Below are 23,894 nucleotides of genomic sequence, written 5' to 3'. Positions count from 1 at the left end.
TTTATACACGTATGCCTGTAGTCAGTCATGTGATGCATTAAAAGAGAGGAGGGCAATGCGGAATGGAATTTAAATTTGGGAATGCTGCTCTTCTTCTTCCCCCTTTACACATTACGATTATCGCAATCATTATTATTTTCATTCTAGTAAGGTGGAGCAAGCAGTTAGAAACAAGACGTTTTACGGTTTTCTTTTACTTTTTGATTAGTACGTTCATAACGCCAATTTATTCTCAAAGTACAACAAATGGTGTCTTTGAGCTATGGATCCCCGCAGGGTTTATTTTGGTTTTCTTTTATTTGATTCGTAGCGAAAGATATCATCCATCTAAAATGAAAGCGAGTATCTTAGGATTTTCAATAGCGTTATATCAGTTAATTCTTCAATATGTCGGATAACGGGACGTGACAGGACAGGATAAGATAATTCAACAAGAACAAGTAAGCAATAGGTTGAAAACAAAAGAGCAGATCCTGATCACAGGACCTGCTCTTTCTCATTTAACTCCCAATAACTTTCCAGTTATTAGCCTGCTCCACCGTTAACGGTTGGTGTCTGCGGATATAATCCTCCACCAGTGCGGCCATGTCCGTGGCACCTTCGTGCAGTACCTTTTTGCCCAGATACATTGCATAATCCCCGCCGCCAGCAGCACGGTAGCTGTTCATCACCACAGAGTACATGCCATTCATGTCCATTGGCTTGCCTTCATGTTCAAACTTCACAACTCGACTGCCAACAGGTTGGGAGATATCCAGCTCGTATTCCATGCCAGCCCACATATCGTAATTATAATGTTGTGGTTTGGGTTCCATATAAGCCGGATTGACTGCCACCTCACCAGAAGCATTCACTTCAAAGTAACGTGCCGTTTGTTCCAGTGCCTCCCGGATATCCTGACCACTCAACTCCAGCAGCGTCAGAGTATTAGGATAGATGAAGTTGGATAACACGTCCCGAACGGTGATGTGACTCCCGAAACCGCGAGCTTCTTCACTCAGCATGGCGGTATTGGAGAGCTGCGCTCCAGTCGCTTCCATCTGCACTTGATGTACAAAAGCAATGAATGGATGTGCCTTGAGTCGCAGAGCCGTAGCATTGGTGATGGATAAATCCCCAGCCACCTCGCCAATAGGTTGATCAAGCCATGCTTGTGCCTCAGTTTCCAGCTCTTCCGTCAGTTTCATGACGGTTGCATCAGGTTCAACCTCATGATGTTCATCCAGAAGTAACAACCGAGCCTGCTTATCTGTAATCTGCCACTTGCCGCCCGATGATTGTTCCAACTGAAGGGATACATGCCCCGCACCATTTCCACTGAATCCCGGCTGAATGACGGTTACACCATGAATATTAGCGGTAAGCTGACGATGCTGATGTCCAGTAAGCAACACATCGATGCCTTCGATGTCCCGGCAGATGGCATAGCCTTGATTTTCCCCAGTTAACCGTTCGGTGGGCTCGCCTGTCTCCAGATCACTCTCAAATCCACCGTGATAACTGACAACCATTACATCTGGTTGTTCATGCTCATGGATATAGCTAACCCATTTACGAATGGTCTCTAAGGCATCAAGGAACTGTAAACCCTCAATATTTTTCGGGTGCTCCCAGTTCGGTATGTAGTGCGTAGTTGCGCCCAAGAGGGCAATTTTAACACCCGTAGACAAGGTTTTGATTAGATACGGAGGACCGAAGGCAGGTACGTCTGGTTGCTCATTTTTTACAATATTGGCAGACAGCCAGGGGAAATTAGAAGCTTCAACTGCTCCGCGCAACAGACTCTGACCATAGTTAAACTCGTGATTGCCCATCACCGCAGCATCATAACCGAGTTCATTCAGTACCGTTATGAATGGATGCACCTCGTTTTTGGAAACCTGTGAAGCTGCATAGGAGGCCAAGGGTGATCCTTGCAACAGATCCCCGTTATCCACCAGCATCAATTCAGGTGCACGTTCACGTTCCTTGCGAATCAGGGAGGCCAGCAGGGCAAGCCCAGCCGGGCGGTAGGCATTGGTATTGTAATGAATGGGACGGATCGCCCCGTGCAGATCACTGGTATACAGAATATCGAAGCTTGCCGTATGGTTTGTGGATGTCATTTTACAATCTCCTCTAATATATAAGTTCAGATATATGGAATTACTATAAAACGGAGAAGAATGAATAGCTTGAAGAACCGAAGTATGCGCCGTTATCTCCGATGTTCTTCCTATATCTTCAACCATAATGAGCCTATTCTAACAGATACAAGTCGCGCTGACAGCCTGACAGGAAACTTTACAAAACTCCAAATTTCGTTTCACATCGCGCTAATATTTGGCAACTATAGTAGATAAGTACTGAAAAATAGAAACTCTTTGGAGGGTGTTCGTTTGAAGAAGTCTGCTTTATTTTTACCATTGTTGATTTTGGTTCTGTTTCTGAGTGCTTGTGGGTCTAGCAGTAGTACAACAGGTTCGGCTAACGGGGATAATTCGAGTTCGAATGCATCCGGTACGTCTACGGCAGAGACAGAGAAAGCTGTCGAAGGTTATGTGCCAACTGAACTGACGGTTCAATTTGTTCCTTCCCAGAACGCAGATACGCTTGAAGCCAAAGCGAAACCGCTGGAGAAGTTGCTTGGTGACAAACTGGGCATTCCGGTAAAAGTCAGCGTATCCACCGACTACAACACAATTATTGAAGCAATGGCTTCCAACAAAGTAGACGTAGGTTTCTTGCCTCCGACAGCTTATGTACTGGCTAAAGAAAAAGGCGCTGCGCAGGTTATCTTGCAAGCACAACGTTTCGGTGTAAATGATGAGACAGGTGCTCCAACCGAAGAGTTGGCGGATTCCTATAAATCCATGTTCATTGTAAAAAAAGACTCTCCGATTCAATCCATCGAGGACCTTAAAGGTAAAAAAGTGGCTTACCAAAACGTAACGTCTTCCGCAGGTTATGTATGGCCAGCAGGTCTGTTGCTGGACAGGGGCATTGATCCATTAAAAGATGTAACACCTGTAACGTTGAAAGGTCATGACCAAGGTGTTATCGCTGTATTGAACGGTGACGTTGATGCAGCAGCTATTTTCCAAGATGCCCGCAACACGGTAGCTAAAGACTATCCGACTGTATTTGAAGATACACGTGTACTGGCGTTCACTGAGCCTATTCCTAACGATACCATTGCCGTTCGTACAGACATGAATGCAGATTGGACTGCGAAGATCAAACAAGCCTTCATCGATATCGGTAAAGATACTGAAGGTCACCAGATCATCAAAGAAATCTATACGCATGAAGGTTATGTAGAGTCCGATGATAGCAAGTTTGAGATCGTTCGTCAGTATGGCGAAAAAGTGAAAGGTGAATAATTCTGATCTAAAAGTAGTTCGGGATCTGTTCACTTTGTAGTAGCTTTCTTGGATGGGAACAGCTTAATCGTAGCAATGGACAGGCCAGTTCAGCGTGATCTACGCTGCGCTGGCTTGTGCCATTATAGCAAGGACTCATGTATGGTTGATCATTATGAATGAAAGAAGGATATTGTCATGATTGAGCTTCATAACGTTACCAAAACTTACGCTAACGGTACCAAGGGCCTGGATAATATTAATCTGAAATTTAAGCAGGGTGAATTCATTGCTGTTGTGGGTCTGTCCGGTGCGGGTAAATCAACGCTCTTACGCTCCATTAACCGACTGCACGACATTAGTGAGGGCGAGATTCTGATTAACGGAAGTTCCATCACGAAGGCACAAGGCAAACGGCTGCGCATGATCAGACGTGACATCGGCATGATTTTCCAGAGTTTCAATCTGGTAAAACGGTCCAGTGTACTACGTAACGTACTCGCTGGACGGGTTGGATATCATTCCACTATGCGTACCATTATGGGTCGTTTTCCAAAAGAGGATATTGAACTGGCATTCACTGCGCTGGATCGTGTGAATATTTCGGAGAAAGCTTATTCCCGTGCAGATCAGTTGTCTGGTGGACAACAACAGCGTGTGGCTATTGCTCGTGTACTGGCACAGGAAGCAAAAATCATTCTGGCCGACGAACCGGTTGCTTCACTTGACCCGCTTACAACAAAACAGGTCATGGATGACCTGAAACGCATCAATCAAGACCTTGGGATTACGACGATCGTCAACCTTCACTTTATTGATCTGGCGAGAGAGTATGCGACCCGTATTGTCGGATTGCGAGCAGGCGAGGTGGTCTTCGACGGCCCGGTAGAAGAGGCAACGGATGAGCGCTTTGCAGAAATATACGGCAGACCTATTCTGGCTGACGAATTGTTGGACAAGCAGGCTGTGCATGAGCAGGGAGAAGTTGTGGTATGAAGGGGCAGTCCAACGTTCCACTTCAGAATTCAGGCGGAGTGGGGAAGGAACCTGGTTCCAGCCCGGCTCAGGTTGTGAATCGCCCAAAACCGCCTGGGCGTACGAAACATTTGCTCACCTTAGTGATCATTCTGCTCCTTCTGTGGGCCAGTGCCAAGCAGACGGATGCCAGCTTCACGGAGTTGTTTGAAGGTTTTCCCAACATGCTGGATCTGCTGAAGGAGATGTTCCCGCCCCGGTGGAGTTACTTTGATAATATCGTGCAAGGCATGCTTGAAACGATTCGAATGGCCCTTATTGGGACAACCATTGGTGCAATTATTGCGATTCCAGTCTCGATTATCTGTGCCGGTAACCTGATGCCAAGTCGCTGGATCTACTATCCGGCGCGCTTTCTGTTGAACCTGATTCGGACCGTGCCGGATCTGTTGCTTGCTGCTTTGTTCGTTGCTGTGTTTGGTTTGGGGCCAATCCCCGGAATCTTGGCACTGGCTGTGTTCTCGATAGGTCTGATCGCGAAGCTGACGTATGAGACGCTGGAAACCATTGATCAGGGGCCGCTGGAAGCGATGACGGCTGTTGGTATGAACCGGATTCAGCTCATTGTATATGGCGTGGTGCCGCAACTGGCTGCCCAGTTCACATCCTATGTGCTGTATGCCTTCGAAATTAATATACGTGCTGCTGCCATTCTGGGACTGGTGGGAGCCGGAGGGATTGGACTCTACTATGAGGCCACACTTGGTTTCCTGGAGTATGACAAGACCAGCGTAATCATTCTGTTTACCCTCGTCATCGTTCTGGTCATTGATTATGTAAGTACTAAGCTGCGGGAGAAATTGCTATGATGAAAAATGAAACAAGCCGCATCCGGCCTAAACCACGGAAGAACCCGCTACGCTGGGTCATTGTGTTACTGTTAATCCTTGTGTATGTCTGGGCGCTTGCCGGTGTACCGTTTACTGGTTTCAAGGAAACTGCCGCTCAGATTATGAAAGCCATTGTAGCCGGAATTTTCTCACCGGACTGGGAGTTTGTATATTTGCCTGAGGGAGAAGACCTGCTGCGCGGACTGCTAGACACGTTGGCAATCTCCGTACTAGGTACTGTAATCTCGGCCGTGCTCTGTATTCCATTTGCCTTCTGGTCTGCCCGTAACATGAGTGGGCATCGTTCCATCTCGGGTGCAGGCAAAATGGTACTCAGCTTTATTCGCACGTTCCCTGAGATTATCATGGCCTTGTTGTTCATCAAGGCAGTAGGCCCCGGATCGTTCGCAGGGGTACTCGCCCTTGGGTTGCACTCCATCGGCATGTTAGGCAAGTTGTACGCAGATGAAGTTGAAAATATCGACTACGGCCCATCCGAGGCGCTGCTTGCCTCCGGAGCCAATCGTATGCAGCAGTTGTGGTTTGCCATCCTGCCACAGGTTATGCCTGGCTTCCTGAACTATACATTGTATCGTTTTGAGATCAATGTACGTTCCGCGACTATACTGGGTGTAATTGGAGCAGGGGGTATCGGTACACCGCTGATCTTTGCGTTAAGTACTCGGAACTGGCCGCGAGTAGGTATAATCCTGCTGGGTATTATCGTGATGATCACGATTATTGACTTGATCTCGGGGTATATTCGTAAGAAGCTGGTGTAAGGGTTAATGTGGCGCTACGAATATACTAGATGATAAATTAAGATAAGTTGATAGAGGAAGAAGAGAGGGCTATTCGGTGCCGGAATATGGGCAGGGATAGTCTTTTTTTGTGTCTGCAAATAAACAACGGTGCGTTCTTGTTGCTCAGCTAACCGTTGAGGAATAAGAGGATTCCAAGAATATTTATAAGAATGATTGAATTATTTTCCAAATCCATGTAATATTAATAGGTTTCTATATAAAGGGAATTAAGGATATTAATTATTACTCCTGCTAGATACCAATACAAGAAGTGAGTTTTTCGAAAGGAAGGTGACCTATGGAAATATTTTATTTTATATGGATTGTATTTATGGTATTGATATTGCTGTACAGAATGATCTTTCAGAAGTTTAAAAAAAATAACAGAGAAAATATTGGGCTCAGTGCAATCCTGATCATTTTCACGGGAAGCAGTTATACGTTTACACAGATGAACTTGATTTTTGTCATTAGTGTCATCGCCGTGGCCGTTTATTGTGCTGTATGGAACAGCATTCTATTTGTTAGAAATGGCTATGAGCCAGAACGTTTGAAATGAACCCGTTCTGCATCGGCGATAAAGAATTTAAACAATGTAGCATAGCCTTGCGGGAACTGTGCCAAGGAACCTGAGAGTCCCTATTTAGCCTTATAAGGCATCACTGGAATTCTAACGAATCGTAGAGGCGCTATTTGTTGCGTTTTGCCCGATTTAACCCTTTGGCAACTGAAATGTAGTTAAATAGCGATGCTGAGGTTCGTTAGATTTTAAAATTCGGCCCAAATGGCCGAATAAGATCTGTCGGGTTCTTTAGCAGTGGCAGCTTTTTTAGATACTTTCCAGCCAAGGAATTCCTATGTAACTAGAATTGATCTGACGGGAGTGGAGAATAAAACGGTTAAAATGATTTCTCCTCTAGCTCCAATGTTTCCTTCTCAAGTAAGATAAGTGATGTGCTGATTAACTTATTGACCATTGGTGTGAACTGGAGGTTCTAATGACATATAAATCATCTATTCTGGTTATGTTGATCCGGAAACTACCGAATCGACTGCAATTAAGGTAGAAGGAACGATGTACCGTCCACTATTTCGTCAGTCTACGTTCGAAGGCAGAATTACAATCGAAGGTAAAGATTTTACAACAACTGGAGATATGATGACTATCTACGCAGCGGAAAGCCAAGGAGGCATTCATATGGGAAACCTTCATTATCTAAAATCAGGTGAACCCTTGGAAACGTTATGGCATGGACTAATTTGGTTTGATTCAGCTTGGGAGAATATTAATCTGAATCTTGGCAGAGCAGGACAGACGTCAGACCAGAATTTTTATGTGGTCGCTACAGCTCGCAATCAGCAAGAAGCTTACAAAGTTCAAGCGCGTATGAGTGAGCAATTTGGAGACGGATTTGCTCCTCGAAACAACATAGAATAAATAGAAAGAGGGCCTTTCTCCGTTAAACGGAGAAAGGCCCTCTTTGAGGATTATACAAGTTTAAATAATCGTAATTCTTAGCTAGCCAAAGGCAATGCTTTAGTAACTTGAACCGTAATTGTCTCGGTGCTGGTTACGCCTGCAGCGTTGATCAGCTCAGCACGGTACGTATACGTTCCGTTAGCGCGACCCGACAATTCAGTTGTAGCACTTTGGGAAGCTGGTGTTGCTGCGTTCAACGCCTGTGTATCAATCAATACATCATTCTCATAGAGACGGTATTCGGTTGCATTTGTACCCCACCAGAGGTTCATGGATACGTTGTAGTTGCCGTCACCATCCCAGTTGTTTTGGGACAACGTAGCTTTGCCTGGAGCGGCATTGGTTACTTGTACCGTCAGCACATCACTGCGTGTTGTGCCTTTGTCATTGGTCAGCTCGGCTACGTAAGTATACGTGCCGTTGGCTTTGCCTGTAATGGCGGTTTTGGAGGACTGAGCCGATGGTGAAGCTGCAGTCAACTTCTGCGTATCGATCAGAACGCCATTCTCATACAGTTTGTACTCGGAACCATTTTCGCCCCACCAGAGGTTCATGCTTACGTTATACGAACCTTCGAACAGGCCAGAGGTATATCCATTATCAGAAGAAAGCACCGGTTTACCCGGTGCTCCTGCAGCTGGAGTGGAAGGCACTTCGCCGCCACCTTGCTCTTCAGCAGGTACAAAATCATTCAAGCCTCTAGGTTTCAATTGATATACATCTTTGAAAATAGCGGAAACGCCTGTGATATCGATTTTGTCACCAGCAACATAAGGGAAGGCAGTCTCTGTTACACCTGTACGGGTGTCTACACGGATGTGTGTGCTCGTTCCATCTGCTGCTACCGCGTCGAATTCAAAAGATCCAACTGGTGTAGCACTGATGATATTCTCAATCGTTACATTTTTCAATTGAACCAGTTGACCTTGGTTCGCATCTGTAATTGCAGTAACCTCGATTGGAGCAGGTATAGAAGCCGTACCTGTTTTCTCAATCGCAACGATATCGGTAAGCTCGAACTCGCTGTTATAGATGGTTGTTGCTGCTGTTACTTTCACCTTGTCACCAGCATGGAAGCCGCTAGTGTGCTGGAATACGTAGATTCCAGCAGTTTCATCTTGAAGATAGAAGGCTTGTCCACCAAATGCACCCGGCTCTGTCGTCACAACACCTTCGATAGTTACGGTAGTGCCAGCAGCTTTGGTGCGTGCTTCAGCAACTGTGATAGCTGCTGGAATCGGTCCTTCTTCTTCCGGAAGCTGTTCTGCTGGCACATTGCCAACAGTCACGGCATTGGTGATCAGGTTGCTGCCATTCAGACGCAGACGCAAGCTGGCAGCGCCAGTTGTACCTGGTTTGATCCGGACGTTCAGATCTTTGATCCCGCGACCTTGGCTGTCCGAGGTTACACTGAATGTGGAACTATAGCCGTACGAAGTTGGCCAAGTACCACTTTCATTCTGGATCATGGCGACCTGTGTTCCACCAGTCAGATAGATACCGGCACTATAACCGGATACGGTTGTGTTGGGAGCCATGTTCTCCACAACTACACGAATCTGGAAGTCTTCTGCATTCGGAAGGGTATCCTGTTTCACGAAGCTGTATGCAGCGTTCGCACTGGATGCAGGGCCACCGTAAGAACCAGCTTTGAATGTGGAACGATCGTACCACTTGTATCCGGCAGCAGGTGCGGACCAAGGTTCAGCTTGTGGTTCTGTGGAAGTAGCCGGCTCTTCGAATGGCAACAGCGCTGTAGCTGTGTCCAGTTCAAGTCCGTTCACTTCAGTTAGGCTTGTGTAGTTCTCTTGTGTAGCAAGCCAGTTTACGGTGTTCACGAGCAACACGGCATCATCGGCTTCTTTAAAACCGTCATAAGTTGTTTTGCGTGTGCCTGTCTCTTCACGCAAGTATTTTGGTGATGCATCTTCTACTGGAGAGGAGTCACCGATGAAGGCAGCTTTACCTGCGCCCAGCTTGGATACAGCCACGTAAGGACCTTCTTCAATCCCGCCGCCGTTGTAGACACCTTGGTCTACCGCGTTATTCCATTTTGCGTTGGTTTTTGGCAGGTACACAATACCTTTTGCCTTTTCCGGATCGGTGATTGCAAGTGTTGAACCGGCGTGCATGGCTACAGCCGATACGCCTTCTGTGATGCCGAAAGCTTGATCTGCTGGTACAACGATATTGGCGTTGATATCGCCAAGTGCGTTATAGCGGAAACGTACGCCGAAGTTATCGGACAACCAGTCCGAGCCGGTTACATTTTGCATCGCTTCAGAATTACGCTCATCGGTGCTCATACCTTTGGCCGGATCTTCGAATGCTCCCCGACGATAGCCGTTGATAACTTCAGAGCCATCCCAGCGGTTTTTATTACGGTCTGCATTATAGTGATCTCCAACAAAGAAGATGCTGCCGCCCGTTTCAACATATTGTTTCAGTGCTGCTTGTTCGGATGTTTTGAAAGGAATTTGAGGCTCTGCAATAACGAATACGTTATACTCTTTCAGATCATCATAGGTAAATGGAGTTGTCTTGCGAAGTTCTTTGACATAGTAACCATCATTCGCGAGTGCATTCCCGAAGTCGGAGAAACCTCCATCAATGACCCAGTCTGCAGCTCCAGCCGTTTGGCCGTGAGAGTTGTCGAACAATACTTTTTTACCTGCATTTTGGTTCACAACCTTTGCCTGGATGAACGGTGCCGGGTCTGTCGGTCCTTCCGCATGAACCGACGCATCTCCATTCCATAATCCGACCTGAAGCGGCAAAGCCATGGACAATGCCAGGAGTGATTTTAAAAATACTCCTCGCATACCTGTTAATTTACCCAACCAAATCCCTCCCAAATATTAGTTGATTCATGAGTTCGTCCATATTCTACCACATGAAAATCTCACATAGTCATAACAATTTGTAAAAATTAACTCGATATTTGTAAAATTGGGTCTTTTGACATATCCATAGGTATTTCGGTCCCGTCATAATCCATTCATTTCTGCGTGCATATTGATTTTACGCAAATAAAAAGCCATCTCTTATGAGATGACTTTGGCCCGAATTCGATTGACGGCATGGAAGACAGAGGATTTAATCATGCCTTCACTGCGATTCACCAGCTCTGCTGTTTCCTTAATGGAGTATCCATGGATGAGGCGAAGTTCTAATATTTTACGATGTTCGGTGTTGTTAATATGGGAAACAAGATCATGAACACCTTCGCTAATTTCAAGGTGGGATGTATCGACGTGATGGGTAGGTACCTCCAGACGACTGTCTCGTCTGAGTGTACGGGTTCGCCTGCGGAAGCTGTCCATCGCCAGGTTACGGGCAATGCGTTTGAGATAATAGAGAATGCGATCTTCAGGGATATCCAGGGTAACGTTCATTAGTCGAATGAAACAATCCTGTGCCAGATCTTCTGCATCTTGCGGTTGTTTGACGATATGGGATAGATACCTTGTGATTTCTGATTTATAGTTGATATAAGCATCATTAATTTGTGTGCTGTTCATATGATGTGAATCCCCCTTGGATACAGATCAGGCTTGGGTCCGGTCTGGTATGAGTCTCTTTATGATCCAAGTATATCGGGAGGTTGTTTCCAAAAGGTTCAGAGTTGTATCGGAGTTGTAACATTTCGTGCTTCCCTCTATTCAAGCATACGGCTTGGGATACAAAATATAGGCAGATGAAGGAAATTCATAGAGCAGGGAGATTACGAAAGTATCATGAGACAAAAAGAGATTTTAATTATTGAGGACGAGGAGTCCATTCGCGATATTTTGTCCTATTCGTTACGTAAGGAAGGATTTGAGATCAAGGAAGCAGCTACGGGAAAAGAGGGTCTGGATCTGCTTCGGGATTCGAAGCCGGATCTGATCCTGCTGGATCTGATGCTGCCAGATATGAGCGGTTTTGATGTGTGCAGGCAACTATCTGTGAACTCCAAGATACCTGTCATCATGATCACTGCGAAGTCGGACATGCTGGACAAGGTACTTGGCATGGAGCTTGGGGCGGATGACTATATCACGAAGCCTTTTGATATCCGTGAGGTGGTTGCGCGCATTCGGGCGATTTTTCGCCGGATTGATCTGATCAGCGAGACACTGGAGAATCAGTCCTATGAGGTGGTAAGGCTAGGCAAGCATATTGAGATCCGCAAGGATGAACGGGAAGTGTGGAAAGACGGGGAACGGGCAGGACTCACGAATAAAGAATATGATCTGTTGTTATTTCTCGTGACCCATCATCGTAAGGTGCATACACGTTCTGAACTACTGGACAAGGTATGGGGATTTGATTTTGCAGGGGACACCCGAACAGTGGATATTCACGTGCAACGGATTCGCAAGAAACTGGATAGTGGTGTGCAAGGCATTTCGATGATTGAAACGGTATTCGGTGTGGGGTACAAGCTGAATATTCAGGTACAGACATGAAGTGGACGATCCAGTTCAAAATGGTGGTGTTATTCTCGGTCATTGTATTTATCGGATTTTCCGTGCTGCTGATTCTGTCCAATAAGGTAGCTCAGGAGAATATGTACCGGGAAGTGCATGAGGATATGGTGCAATCCAAAAGAAATCTGGACATCGCGCTGAATCAGTACTTCCTGATACATAACAAACGCATGAGCAGAGACTCGCTCGAAGCAGGGAGTCGCGAGCTCGCGGAGCAGATTGGATCAGCCGTTGGTGGGGAGATTACGGTATACCGTCCCGATGCTTCGCCCTACGAATCTGCTGGTAGCAAGGTTAACGTTGCTAAGCGCTCTGACCATCCTGATGTGGAGGAAGCCATACAATCCCGGATCGCTTATACCACAGTTGTGGATAAAGGTCGGGTCACAGCAAGTCTGTCCTTCCCGCTTCAGATGGATCAACAATTGATTGGAATTGTGCAGTTGGAGAAGGATTACACCGACTTGTACAAACGCAATCTCCGGTTCCAGAATACGATCAAGTTTTTTGCAGCAGTTATTTTCGTATTTGTATTTATCGCATCCATCTTTATTTCCCGGAAAATTACACAACCCATCCGTGTACTCACGAAACGTTCTGCGGAAGTGGCCCAAGGAAGTCTGAATGCGGACATTCAGATTACAACCAAGGATGAGATCGGTGAACTGGCTTCAAGCTTCACCGTCATGATTGATCGGGTTCGGGAGCAGATTGATGTGATTGAGCGAGAGCGGGACGAAGTGAAGCAAGTACAGGCCAGAAGCAAAGTCTTTTTTGACAATGTGACACATGAGTTGAAGACACCCTTAACGACGATTCTGGGATACGCCCAGATTTTACGGGATAACGGATTTACCGACCAGGACTTTTTTGACAAGGGCATGAATTATATCATCAAGGAAAGCCAGCGTCTCAACACGATGGTTGCGGATATTCTGGAGGTCTCGGTCTCCTCTGCGGTCATTCAGGCATACCGGTTCGAACGTATCGATATATCAGATATTATTCGTGAAGCTTGTGAGGACATGTCGATTAAGGCGAGCAAGTACAATATAGGCATTCACTATGAGTTGGAGGAACATCAGTATTTACAGGGAGATCGGGATAAGTTGAAGGAGGTCTTCCTCAACATCCTGGATAATTCGGTCAAGTACAGTGATGTGAACTCCATTATCGAAGTACAATCCTTCAGGTTAGGTGATTCCATTGCTATTGTGATCCGTGATCAGGGGGAAGGAATCGGTGCTGAAGCGCTCCAACATGTATTTGAACCCTTTTACCAGGATAAAGGAATCAACAGGGCCGAGAAAGGCAGTGCCGGGCTGGGTTTATCTATTGTGAAGAACATCGTTGAGCGTCATGGAGGAACAGTGGAGATGAAGAGCATCATGCGGGAAGGGACACAAGTGAATATCAGTCTTCCGGGGGAAATGAACGCATGAGACATCCTGGATTTTGGCGTAAAAACCGTGACAGATTGATGCTGTCAGGGTTGTTGATCGCATTTGTCAGCGGGATTTTTGGAATTGGGAGCCTGTTCAGTCTCGGAAATCTCAAACCAAGAACGGTGATTTTGCCAAGTGAGCAGTTCAACAACCGTCTGGCACCACCACCGAGCAGTACGATTCAGATCGAGTCGGCTACCAAGATTCCAAATGACTTTGCGATCTTTGATTTTGAAGTGTTAGACCGGAATACGATTATATTTAATCAGCCGGAATTTTCCTATTCAGGGCTCAAGTTGTCTCTCCTGCATCTGGATGATAAGGAAGTGAAGAACATTGCGGCTAATACGGATTACGGTGTAACGATCAGCCCGGATCACAAGAAAATCATTTACTCCCAGTATCGGGCAGGTCAGACGCAGAAGACAACGTATGAGTATATAATACAGAGCGGGGAACGTCGCAAGCTTCCGTACGACAACTCGTATTATCGAGTGTTTGTAGGGAATGAATCCTACATCGGTCAGGATGATCTGTTATTTAAACAAGTTGATCTGAGCCAGGGGACGAGTCATGTCATCTACACGTATGAAGAGCTGATGAGCATGTTCACAGGACCAAAACAAGGGAAAGGTTCGAGTGATACGTTTATCGTTATGGATGTGTTGCAGGTCAGTGAGGATCACCAACAGTTTTATATACTGGTGATGCTGAAAGACAAGTATGCTATCTATCGTGTATCGCTTGAGGATGAGCATGAAGTGAAGGCGTATGCTGCAATGGAAGACATCCAACAGTACAAGTTGCTGAAAAATGGTGACATGCTCATCCAGGGAACGATGAATAAGGTACAGGGGCTGTATCGGTATCACGCAGCAGAGGAGCAGTATGATCTGTTATTACAAGGTTCGATCTGGAGCTTCGATCTGGATGCAGATGAATCCCGAATAGCTTACTTTTTCCCGATGGACAGTCAGAATCAGAAGAATGAGTTGCATGTTGCCTACCTGAATGACAGCAAGATTTCGTCGGATACGGTGATCTATCGCAATATTGATAACTTCATCAGTCTGAAATGGAATGACGATGAATTATTTGCTGTGAGCAGCTCAGTGGATAAAAGTGAAATGTACCGCTTTAGTTTCAGAGCCTGGTAAGCTGCGGAAAGTATATGAACATAAGACCTTGGTCTGATGGAGCGATAGCTGCTCTGCGGACAAGGTCTTTTTGTTATGACATGTTACAAGTTGGATACAACTGCGGCCAGCCCAGATACATCTCCACCCTATAATAAAAGGGAATGTGCTACACGAATCTATACATACAAGTTCAAAAAAACTGGTTTTCAGTACCGAGAAGATGGGATGAAGCTAGAAATGGAGTAGCAGAGCGTAGGGAAAACTACGTGAGCAACGGACATTTCGGCTGAATTCTATATTCGATGTTGATGATGTCATTAGACATCCTTCGTAATCAAAAGCGGGCTTTTTTGAACAACCTCTGTACATATTTAGCAAGTAGAAAGGAAGAAATGTAGTAATGCTTCAAGTTGAACAATTATCCCACTCGTTCCGCAATGGCCAGGGAACCGTGCCGGTGCTTCAGGATATCAACCTGACGATTGGAGAAGGCAAGATGGTAGCCCTGCTGGGCAGTTCTGGTTCGGGTAAATCCACACTGCTGAATCTGATGGCAGGGCTGATGAAACCGGATCAGGGCAAGATTCTAATTGCGGGACAAGATATTGTACGTTTCAGTGAAAATCGCCTGGCTGAGTTCAGGCGCAGTCATATCGGGTTTATTTTTCAATCCTATGAATTGCTGTCCAATCTTACGATCCGGGAAAATGTAGAGTTACCCTTGGTGTTTATGGGGATAAGCCCTTCGAAACGCAAAGCAAAAGCATTAAAGCTGTTGGAACAGGTTGGACTGGGTGAAAAAACAAAATTGTTCCCGTCCCAGTTGTCGGGCGGTCAACAACAACGTGTCAGTATTGCACGTTCGCTCATTACCGAACCCTCGGTGATCTTTGCAGATGAGCCAACGGGAAATTTGGATACCGAGACGGAGGAAGAGATTATTGCGATTTTGCAGCAGCTTAACCGGGATATGAATACAACCTTTGTCATTGTGACACATGAAGCAGAGGTCGCGGAGCAGATGCAAGTTGTGCTTACACTGCAACATGGAATATTGGTTGAAGAGGCTGTAAGGGAAGATTGAGGCAAAAGGAGAGGAAATGTGAGAATACGGGATGTAGCACGTATGGCCTGGGGACAGATCATTCGTAGAAAAATGGTCACGCTGCTGTGTATGATGGGGCTGTCCATCGGTTCTGCCGCCATGATCATTGCACTTAGTGTGGGGCAGTCTGTACAGACCTATAGCGAGAAAACATTAAACGACAATTACAAGATGGATGAAATTACGATTACGCCTAATGAGGGCATTCGTACCGGCAATGGCAAGGGGAATGGTCAGACATCGAAGTTTGAACGGGGAGCATTGACGTTGGAAAAGATTCAGATTATCCAAAGACTTCCCCATGTGGTTGCCGTGGCTCCCATGTTAAAGCTGGATTCGCTGGAAATGGTGCTTCCGGATGGTCGCAGCACGTATGTTGAGGTCATTGGTACCCAGCTGGAGACCCTGGGCGGGTTTGGATACAAGTATGCTGAGGGACGTGGGGCAGAGGATGGTCGTATGGCGGTAACCAGTTATGGGGCTGCATTTGGACTCGTGGACCCCAAAGTTACTCAGAAGTTATTCGAGCAGTTGAATGCTGATCCATATAACAACGAGCTTTTGGAGCAGTTTACGGAAATGTCAGCGAAGCAGGATCAGTTGGTTCAGCAGCTGGTTCAGTTCCGATATGAAGATTATGCGAATGCGAGCAAAACCAAAATGAGTGGTTCTATACGTGTGTCTGGAGAGTTGACGAAGCCTTCCAACATGGATGAGATGAGCGCTCAAAACGATAAAAAAGTATATCTGCCGCTCGATACAGCTCGTGCATTGCAGGATGAGCTTGGATTACAGCAGGCCGACAGCAGTGCGGCCAAGCATCTTAACTCGGCTCTGGTCAAGGTTGAGGACAAACGTTATGTATCCCAGGTGGAAGAACAGATTAAAAAGCTGACGTTAAACACACAGAGTAATCTGTTCCAAGAGGAAGCGATGGCAGGTCAATTGGCGATGTACCAAAAAGCGGCATTGGGGATCGGTGGTTTTATCATGCTGCTGGCCTCATTATCCATTATTGTAGCGATGATTATGTCTACGCATCAGCGTCGTAAACAGATTGGTGTGATGAAGGTGCTGGGCGCAAATCTGTGGCAGATCCGTCAGATGTTTATTACGGAAGCAGCGACGCTTGGATTAATGGGCGGCGTGGCTGGTGTGGGGATCGCCTTTGCTGCCCTCGGCGGGGTGAACAGTCTGCTGGCGAGTCAGATGGCAGATCAGATGAATGGTCCGATGACCGTCGTTATTCAGCAGTCGGCTCTGCCACTTGGCATCGTTTTTGCTGTTCTGGTTGGCATTGTATCAGGTATATATCCGGCAATCAGCGCATCTCGGACCAATGCATTAACTGTGATCAAATCAATGTAATTTTATCAGCGAAAGGGAAATTGGGCACATGAAGAAATGGATTAAAATTATCATCACCGTTGTACTTTTGGCAGGTGCAGGGTACTGGCTGTATGAAAAGTACAAGCCAAAACCGGAGGCGCCTATAGAGATTCCACCCCCGATTACCTTTGATGTGACACAGGAAACGATGACGCAAACGATACAGGTGAAAGGGAAATCCGTATACACCGATCAGACGGATATCTTCGCTCCGTATGCTTCCAACATCAAGCAGTGGCACGTGAAAAGTGGTGAGCAGGTGAGCAAAGGCGATATCCTGTTTAGCCTCGATACTTCCACGTTACAAACGGAAGTAGAACAGTTGCAGAGTGATCTGGAGAAAGCTCAGCTGGAAAACAAGATGAATCAGGTTACCCTGGATCAGGCGAATATGAGTGAGACCCTTGGCGTGACGGAAGAGGAGCGCAAGAAGGCATTTGCAGATCGGGAAGGTAAACGCCTGACGAATGAATTGAATCAAAAAGCGTTGGCCCTCAAGGAGAAGGAGATACAGAAAAAGCAGGCAGTAATAAGTAAGTCTGTTGTGTATGCTTCCGCATCCGGTATATTTCAGATGAATGAAGAGGATAGCAAGACACGTGCGGTGACGGAAGGACAGCTGATCGGGTCGATTACAAACATCAGCAAACTGAAATTTATGACGATTGTTGGTGAGGAAGAAATGTTCAGGCTCAAGGTGGGCATGCCAGTTAAGGTGCGAATGACAGCGCAGAAAGACCTGCAATTCACCGGGAAGGTGAGTAAGGTGTCCAAATTCGCCCGCAAGAGTACCGATACGGACCTCAAGCAAGCTTCACAGTTTGACGTGGTCATTGATCTGAAGCCGGACGCCAGAATGTATGGAGGCGTGAGTCTGGAAGGCGATATCGAGACAATGCGGAAGGATAAAGTGACGGTAGTGTCAAGCCTCGCGATCATGCGGGATCAGACCGAGCCTTACGTACTGTTAGACAAAGGCAATGGACAGACCGAGCCGCTGACGATCCAGGCTGGAATGGAATCGGGGGACAAGACGGAAGTGGTTAGTGGCTTGAAACCGGGAGACATTGTCGTTTTGCCTTAGATGTAGGAATATAAGAACAAGACATTATATGTAGTGACTAGCTAGACGAGCGGGTTAATTCGGCATTGAAAAACACGAGGTTCATTGTGGCAGATTGCCACGATGGACCTCGTGTGTCTTTTGGAGCAAGGGATGTCCAGATTCCTGCCTGAATTATGGAAAAAAATATAATTAAATTTATATAATTCAATTTACAGTAAAATTTACATGTCGTATAATCAGAACATAAGGAGGTGACACCGAACATCATGTTTGTAGATGGATAGGCGAAGACCTTTTTTTTAACCGTTTGAAGAAAGCGCTTACCCGATTTAGGATTCAGACATCCCATAAGTCATTGTTCACACTTCTTCATGTCTAACACACGTTCAACCACACCCACCATATTATACTCATTCACATGATTCTCCCTCACACACCATTTGTTTGCTCAAGATTCCAGTGATACAACCATTTCTTTTGGAGGTGATACAACCAACTCATCCGAACGTTCTCTTCGTGCTAAGCATCATAATGACACAGAGGATCAGACATGAGTACAACCCAATCTAACTAAAGGAAAGGTGGAACTATGAAGACTAAATTGAAAACCAAATCAAGAGGTAAGAAGATCCTGCGCAAAGGTGTAAAGCAAATGTTGGCAGCAACGCTGCTCGCGGCGGGGATTTTCCCTGGACTGTCTCCCGGCTTGGCTCAGGCGGCTGAAGCACATGTGGATAATCCATTTGTAGGGGCAACGGCCTATCTGAATCAGGACTATTCAGCTCTCGTGGATACATCCATTGCACTGACCAACGATGCGTCGTTGAAGGCCAAGATGGAGACCATCAAATCGTATCCAACCGCAGTATGGGTTGACCGGATTGCTGCAATCTATGGCGGTACGGACAACGCTGGTCGCAAAAGTGTAGAGCAACATCTTGATGCCGTTCTCGCTCAAAAGAAACCGGGTACACCAATAACGGCTTCATTTGTCATTTACAATCTGCCCGGACGGGATTGTCATGCACTTGCATCGAATGGTGAGCTTCCACTAACACAGGCGGCACTGCAGACCTATAAAACGGATTATATTGATGTGCTCGCAGATATCTTCGCAGATCCGAAGTATCAGGATATTCGTATTATTGCTGTCATTGAACCGGACAGTCTGCCTAACCTTGTGACCAACCTGAGTACACCAGCTTGTGGTCAAGCCAGCTCAACAGGTATCTATGAGGCGGGTGTGAAGTATGCATTGGACAAGCTGCACGCCATTCCAAATGTGTACAACTATCTGGATATCGGCCACTCCGGCTGGCTTGGGTGGGATAACAATCGTTCTGCAGCAGTCGCGCTGTATACAAGTGTTGTGCAAGGGACAGCCGCAGGTCTGAGCAGTGCAGATGGTTTCATTACAAATACAGCAAACACTACACCGCTGGGGGAGCCGAACCTGTCTAACCCTGATCTCAATATCGGTGGACAACCGATTAAATCTGCCAAGTTTTATGAGTGGAATCCTTATTTTGACGAAACCGATTTCACTGCTGCGCTGTATGCCGATTTCGTACAAGCTGGCTGGCCAAGCAGTACAGGTTTCCTGATTGATACTAGCCGGAATGGGTGGGGCGGGGTAGACCGTCCAGCATCTGCTACGGGCAGCAACATCAACGATTATGTGAACTCCGGACGTGTAGATCGCCGGGAGCATCGGGGGAACTGGTGTAATGCCAGTGGCGCAGGTATTGGTGAAGCACCTAAGGCTGCACCAGGACCAGCGCATCTGGATGCTTATGTATGGGTGAAACCTCCGGGTGAATCCGATGGCTCCAGCTCCGAAATTCCGAATAACGAAGGCAAAGGTTTTGACCGGATGTGTGATCCAACCTTCACAACTCGGGATGGTGTATTAACAGGTGCATTGCCTAATGCTCCGGTATCGGGTCACTGGTTCCATGATCAATTCGTGGCACTGGTGAAAAACGCATTCCCTGTACTTCCTGCAAGTAACGGTGGAGGTAATCCTCCGGGCGGAACAACAGCTCCGGCAGCACCAGCAGCATTGACAGCTTCTGCCGGTAACGCTCAGGTCTCCTTGACGTGGACAGCTTCTACAGGGGCTACAAGTTATAGTGTGAAGCGGGCACTGAGTGCATCAGGTCCATTCACAACAGTTGCAGCTAATGTAAGTGGAACATCTTACAGCAACACCGGTCTGATCAATGGTACAACCTATTATTATGTGGTAACGGCAACAAATGCAGTAGGTGAAAGTGTTAACTCTGCAACAGCAACAGCTACACCTGTTGCAGGTGTAACGGCGCCAGCTGCACCGACTGCTCTCACAGCAACTGCAGGCAATGCGCAGGTGAGCCTGACGTGGACAGCTTCTACAGCTGCAACAAGTTATGATGTGAAACGCGCACTGAGTGCAACAGGTCCGTTCACAACGATCGCGGCGAATGTGAGTGGTACGTCCTACACCAACACTGCCCTGACGAACGGCACAACGTATCATTATGTGGTAAGTGCAGTGAATGTAGCAGGGCAAAGTGCCAATTCCGCTGTAGCTTCCGCGACACCTCAAAGTGTCGTTGTACCAACGAGTGATCTTGTCGTGCAATATCGTGCTGGAGATACCAATGCTCAAGATAGCCAGATCAAACCGTATTTCAACATCAAAAATCTGGGTAGTACTGCTGTGAATCTGAGTGATCTGAAGATCCGGTATTACTTCTCCAAAGAAGGCTCGGCTGCGATGGATTCTGCCATCGATTACGCTCAAGTTGGCGGAGCCAATATCCAGCGGACCTTCACAGACTCGTACGTTGAGCTGAGCTTCACATCTGGCGCTGGCAGCATTCAGGCTGGTGGACAGACTGGAGACATCCAGCTTCGCATGTACAAAACAGACTGGTCCAACTTTGACGAGACTAATGACTATTCCTTCGATCCAACGAAAACATCCTATCAGGATTGGAACAAGGTAACACTCCACCAAGGTGGAAACCTGGTATGGGGTATTGAGCCTTAAACTTTATTTGTAACTGTCTTAACCGCGATCCTCTGTGTGTTAGAGGATTGCGGTTTTTTGCTATGCATGCGTGCCCAGAGGCACGCATGATCTTGTTGGTGAAAGTCCAACCCAAGGAGGGGCCAAGCCACCTTGGTAGCTAGGATGCTTGCATATGGCGAAATCTGTGTGCAAAAGCGCATCGACAAAAGTACCTGTCAGAAACAGGGCGAGCAACAAGCCAGGCCGTAACATGAAGTGAATCCTGCCGCGTCGTCAAAAAGGCCCTGCAAGGGGGAAAAGAAGGTGCCGAGTCTCGGTCATATAGATGAAGGCCAAGGAAGCTGTGCAGAACTTGGAACAACAGTGAAGAACCTTCCGGCGTAAAGGGAGCGGCATGGCTTGAAAGATCATGCAGTGAACTGGGGAGACCCTCCCCCACACGGATTTTTTTTTTTTAGGAATTCGTAAAGAGATGCTCTATAAGTCCAAAAGACGAAGTGAAACGTCTGTGGGAAGGGAGTCCGAGGGGCTCATAGTACCGAAGAACCCAAGGACAACATAACCTTGGGGAGGGAAGGAGCCCTGCTTTGTTTATGCTTTTGGAGGAGGTACGAGTGAGTGAATGCCAATCGGCTAACAACACCAAAGGAAAAAGTTCAACAACTCCAAGAAAAGCTAGGTCATGTGGCCAAGGAGAACAGCAAGCGTAAATTCCATGCCTTGTACGACAAAGTCTACCGGGGAGATGTTTTGTGCGAAGCCTGGAGACGAGTGAAAGCGAACAAGGGAGCAGCAGGAGTAGATGCCATGACGCTGGCAGATGTGGAGGAACAAGGAGAAATGAACTTCCTTAAGGACTGCGAACGAGCGTTGAAAGAAGGCAACTACCATCCGCAGCCTGTACGGCGGCACTATATCCCCAAGAAAGATGGGAAGCAAAGGCCGCTGGGCATACCCACCGTGCGCGACCGAGTCATACAGATGGCAACGAAACTGGTAATTGAACCCATCTTTGAAGTGGATTTTGAGGACGTATCCTTCGGATTTCGCCCAAAACGAAGTGCGAAAGGAGCGCTGGAACGAATTCGGAAAGCCTGCAACCGCAAAGGGAATTGGGTAGTCGACGTCGATATCCAAGGTTACTTCGATAACATTAATCAAGAGAAGCTTATGAAATTGGTGCAGATGCGCATCAACGACAGGCGGATACTGAAATTAATACGGAAGTGGCTTCAGGCGGGAGTGATGGAAGAAGGAAACGTAAGGCGCTCCGATTTAGGAACGCCGCAAGGTGGTGTGATCTCACCGCTTCTGGCGAATATCTATCTGAACTATTTTGACCGACTATGGGAGAAACATGGAAGAGGTCTGGGAGAACTGACAAGGTATGCAGACGACTTTGTAGTCATCTGTAAAACCAAAAAGGACGCCGAGCATGCGTATGAACACATAGGCAAAATTATGGAACGTCTGGAGCTAACCCTGCACCCGACCAAAACTCGCATTGTAGGTCTATGGACAGGAAACGAGGGATTCGACTTCTTAGGAATGCACCACCGAAAAACGAAAGCAGAAACGTCGCAAGGGAAGGTATATTACACCACACAGCAATGGCTAACCAAAAAGGCGGAAGAACGAATTCGTGGAGTCATTAAAGAGCGATTATCCCCACCGAGTATGCGATCTAGATCGTTTGCGGAACATGTGAAATGGCTCAATCCGAAAATTCAAGGGTGGAGAAACTATTACTACACGAGTTACAGCCAAAAGAGACTAGCTAAGCTGGATTGGTATATGTTGCAACGGTTAACACGGTGGTACGCGAAGAAGAGACAACGCAGAAAATGGATGGGTTCAATAGCTGAGGTTAAGTACATCGCCAGTCAATATGAATTAAAAACGCTATTGTAATCTGCATGCCCATGAATGACAAACATCGGAAAGCCGTATGAGGGAAAACCTCACGTACGGTTTGATGAGGAGAGGCTGGGTTTTGCCCAGCCTTTTACTCTAGTACAAGAGTCATTCTAGATTGAAGTTCTCACATGAAAATGTATTTAGAATCGCTTGAAGATCCGAAATTAGGATGTGAGAGCGGATATATTAAGCTGGGCTGTCCTCTGGTTATGAAAATAATCAGGGGGAGGGGGCGGCACTATTTCTTTTCTAACGAACAGAGGGCACGCTATTTAGTTGAATTGATGCATTTGAAAATTCTAACGAACCGTAGACACGCTATTCAGTTAATTTGGGTGGATTTTGATCCCCTTAGACCCGTTTTGGTCCAAATAAGATTGCTGAGATTCGTAAGGATTCGTTGTTGGAGTATAACGCCCCAATAGGGTGTTTGAGATTCGTTAGAAAAACTTGGCGGTGAGCTTAAATCATCCTTCCGACTGAAGCGTCATCGGGTTGATTTTCCAAATGACTCCTAAAAACACTGATTATTAATCGTTTTGGACGGATATTTGCCTAGGGTCTAGCAGACAGGATGTCTATAATAGAACCCGATGGGCGGGATCACCTCGCTCGGATTGGAAAGAGAATGGAAGGGGGACCGCACTCTGGTAGTCGGGCAAGCTGATTTCTCTTTTTTAATTTTGTAAGCGTAATCATTTCGGGTTGAAACCTTCTTTCGAAGAAGGCCTCTATGAATTATCGAACGTCTAATCATCATCGATGTGTACAAGCGTTACCCATTCTGTCTCAAGGAGCGTGAAGGTGGATGAACTCAGAAACAACAGCGCCGGTACATAAGGGATCGGTGTCAGGT

General features: G+C 46.6%; 18 protein-coding genes. 15 read left to right on the top strand and 3 right to left on the bottom strand.

Annotation, left to right across the window (positions count from 1 at the left end; all coding sequences use genetic code 11):
- Positions 1–62: 62 nt before the first annotated feature.
- Positions 63–398 carry a hypothetical protein gene (locus MHI01_RS13350; RefSeq protein WP_340983334.1) on the top strand — a complete coding sequence of 112 codons (336 nt, stop codon included), beginning with the start codon at positions 63–65 and terminating at the stop codon, positions 396–398.
- A 102-nt stretch (positions 399–500) separates the two neighbouring features.
- On the opposite strand, the gene MHI01_RS13345 is transcribed toward MHI01_RS13350, so the two are convergent.
- Positions 501–2,105, bottom strand: a complete 1,605-nt coding sequence (locus MHI01_RS13345; RefSeq protein ID WP_340983332.1) for a bifunctional metallophosphatase/5'-nucleotidase — start codon at positions 2,103–2,105, stop codon at positions 501–503.
- A gap of 258 nt (positions 2,106–2,363) precedes the next feature.
- Between MHI01_RS13345 and MHI01_RS13340 the strand changes: the two genes are divergently transcribed.
- The 6 genes from MHI01_RS13340 (at position 2,364) to MHI01_RS13315 (ending at position 7,447) form a co-directional block, all read left to right on the top strand.
- Positions 2,364–3,362, top strand: coding sequence for a phosphate/phosphite/phosphonate ABC transporter substrate-binding protein (locus MHI01_RS13340; RefSeq protein ID WP_373865020.1), 999 nt, complete (start codon positions 2,364–2,366; stop codon positions 3,360–3,362).
- Positions 3,363–3,539: 177 nt separating this feature from the next.
- Entirely contained in the window at positions 3,540–4,337 is a 798-nt protein-coding gene (gene phnC, locus MHI01_RS13335) for a phosphonate ABC transporter ATP-binding protein (RefSeq protein WP_076253378.1), read from the top strand.
- Positions 4,334–5,185, top strand: coding sequence for a phosphonate ABC transporter, permease protein PhnE (gene phnE, locus MHI01_RS13330; protein ID WP_036672541.1), 852 nt, complete (start codon positions 4,334–4,336; stop codon positions 5,183–5,185). The genes phnC and phnE (MHI01_RS13330) overlap by 4 nt, the downstream gene beginning before the upstream one ends.
- Positions 5,182–5,988, top strand: coding sequence for a phosphonate ABC transporter, permease protein PhnE (gene phnE / locus MHI01_RS13325; protein ID WP_100526573.1), 807 nt, complete (start codon positions 5,182–5,184; stop codon positions 5,986–5,988). Before phnE (MHI01_RS13330) ends, phnE (MHI01_RS13325) begins: the two co-directional genes overlap by 4 nt.
- A 319-nt stretch (positions 5,989–6,307) precedes the next feature.
- The gene (locus MHI01_RS13320; protein WP_340983331.1) at positions 6,308–6,568 is read left to right on the top strand and encodes a hypothetical protein; all 261 of its coding nucleotides are present in this window, start codon (positions 6,308–6,310) and stop codon (positions 6,566–6,568) included.
- 516 nt (positions 6,569–7,084) lie between these two features.
- Entirely contained in the window at positions 7,085–7,447 is a 363-nt protein-coding gene (locus tag MHI01_RS13315; RefSeq protein ID WP_340983329.1) for a hypothetical protein, read from the top strand.
- Between the two features lie 77 nt (positions 7,448–7,524).
- Here MHI01_RS13315 and MHI01_RS13310 read toward each other — a convergent pair whose 3' ends face one another.
- Together MHI01_RS13310 and MHI01_RS13305 are read right to left on the bottom strand one after the other, a co-directional pair.
- Positions 7,525–10,311 carry a DUF5689 domain-containing protein gene (locus MHI01_RS13310; RefSeq protein ID WP_445744925.1) on the bottom strand — a complete coding sequence of 929 codons (2,787 nt, stop codon included), beginning with the start codon at positions 10,309–10,311 and terminating at the stop codon, positions 7,525–7,527.
- A gap of 222 nt (positions 10,312–10,533) precedes the next feature.
- The gene (locus MHI01_RS13305) at positions 10,534–11,010 is read right to left on the bottom strand and encodes an RNA polymerase sigma factor (RefSeq protein WP_340983328.1); all 477 of its coding nucleotides are present in this window, start codon (positions 11,008–11,010) and stop codon (positions 10,534–10,536) included.
- 216 nt (positions 11,011–11,226) lie between these two features.
- Between MHI01_RS13305 and MHI01_RS13300 the strand changes: the two genes are divergently transcribed.
- The 8 genes from MHI01_RS13300 to ltrA all read left to right on the top strand — a co-directional run bounded on the left by MHI01_RS13300 (position 11,227) and on the right by ltrA (position 23,032).
- Complete coding sequence (locus MHI01_RS13300) at positions 11,227–11,940, top strand: response regulator transcription factor (RefSeq protein ID WP_036606313.1); 714 nt, start codon at positions 11,227–11,229, stop codon at positions 11,938–11,940.
- Positions 11,937–13,403, top strand: coding sequence for a sensor histidine kinase (locus MHI01_RS13295; RefSeq protein ID WP_340983327.1), 1,467 nt, complete (start codon positions 11,937–11,939; stop codon positions 13,401–13,403). The genes MHI01_RS13300 and MHI01_RS13295 overlap by 4 nt, the downstream gene beginning before the upstream one ends.
- Complete coding sequence (locus tag MHI01_RS13290; RefSeq protein ID WP_340983326.1) at positions 13,400–14,563, top strand: hypothetical protein; 1,164 nt, start codon at positions 13,400–13,402, stop codon at positions 14,561–14,563. Before MHI01_RS13295 ends, MHI01_RS13290 begins: the two co-directional genes overlap by 4 nt.
- Before the next feature lie 382 nt (positions 14,564–14,945).
- Positions 14,946–15,629, top strand: a complete 684-nt coding sequence (locus tag MHI01_RS13285) for an ABC transporter ATP-binding protein (RefSeq protein ID WP_340983325.1) — start codon at positions 14,946–14,948, stop codon at positions 15,627–15,629.
- An 18-nt stretch (positions 15,630–15,647) separates the two neighbouring features.
- Complete coding sequence (locus tag MHI01_RS13280; RefSeq protein WP_340983324.1) at positions 15,648–17,018, top strand: ABC transporter permease; 1,371 nt, start codon at positions 15,648–15,650, stop codon at positions 17,016–17,018.
- Positions 17,019–17,046: 28 nt separating this feature from the next.
- On the top strand, positions 17,047–18,123 hold the full coding sequence (locus tag MHI01_RS13275) for an efflux RND transporter periplasmic adaptor subunit (RefSeq protein WP_340983323.1): 1,077 nt from the start codon (positions 17,047–17,049) through the stop codon (positions 18,121–18,123).
- Between the two features lie 571 nt (positions 18,124–18,694).
- Positions 18,695–21,139, top strand: coding sequence for a glycoside hydrolase family 6 protein (locus MHI01_RS13270; RefSeq protein ID WP_340983322.1), 2,445 nt, complete (start codon positions 18,695–18,697; stop codon positions 21,137–21,139).
- 600 nt (positions 21,140–21,739) lie between these two features.
- A complete protein-coding gene (gene ltrA / locus MHI01_RS13265) occupies positions 21,740–23,032 on the top strand; it encodes a group II intron reverse transcriptase/maturase (protein ID WP_036669585.1) in 1,293 nt (430 codons plus the stop codon).
- The last annotated feature ends 862 nt before the right edge of the window (positions 23,033–23,894 follow it).

The organism is Paenibacillus sp. FSL M7-0656 (assembly GCF_038003225.1).
Classification (GTDB): Bacteria; Bacillota; Bacilli; order Paenibacillales; family Paenibacillaceae; genus Paenibacillus; species Paenibacillus amylolyticus.
This window is presented reverse-complemented; position numbering and strand designations above follow the sequence as displayed.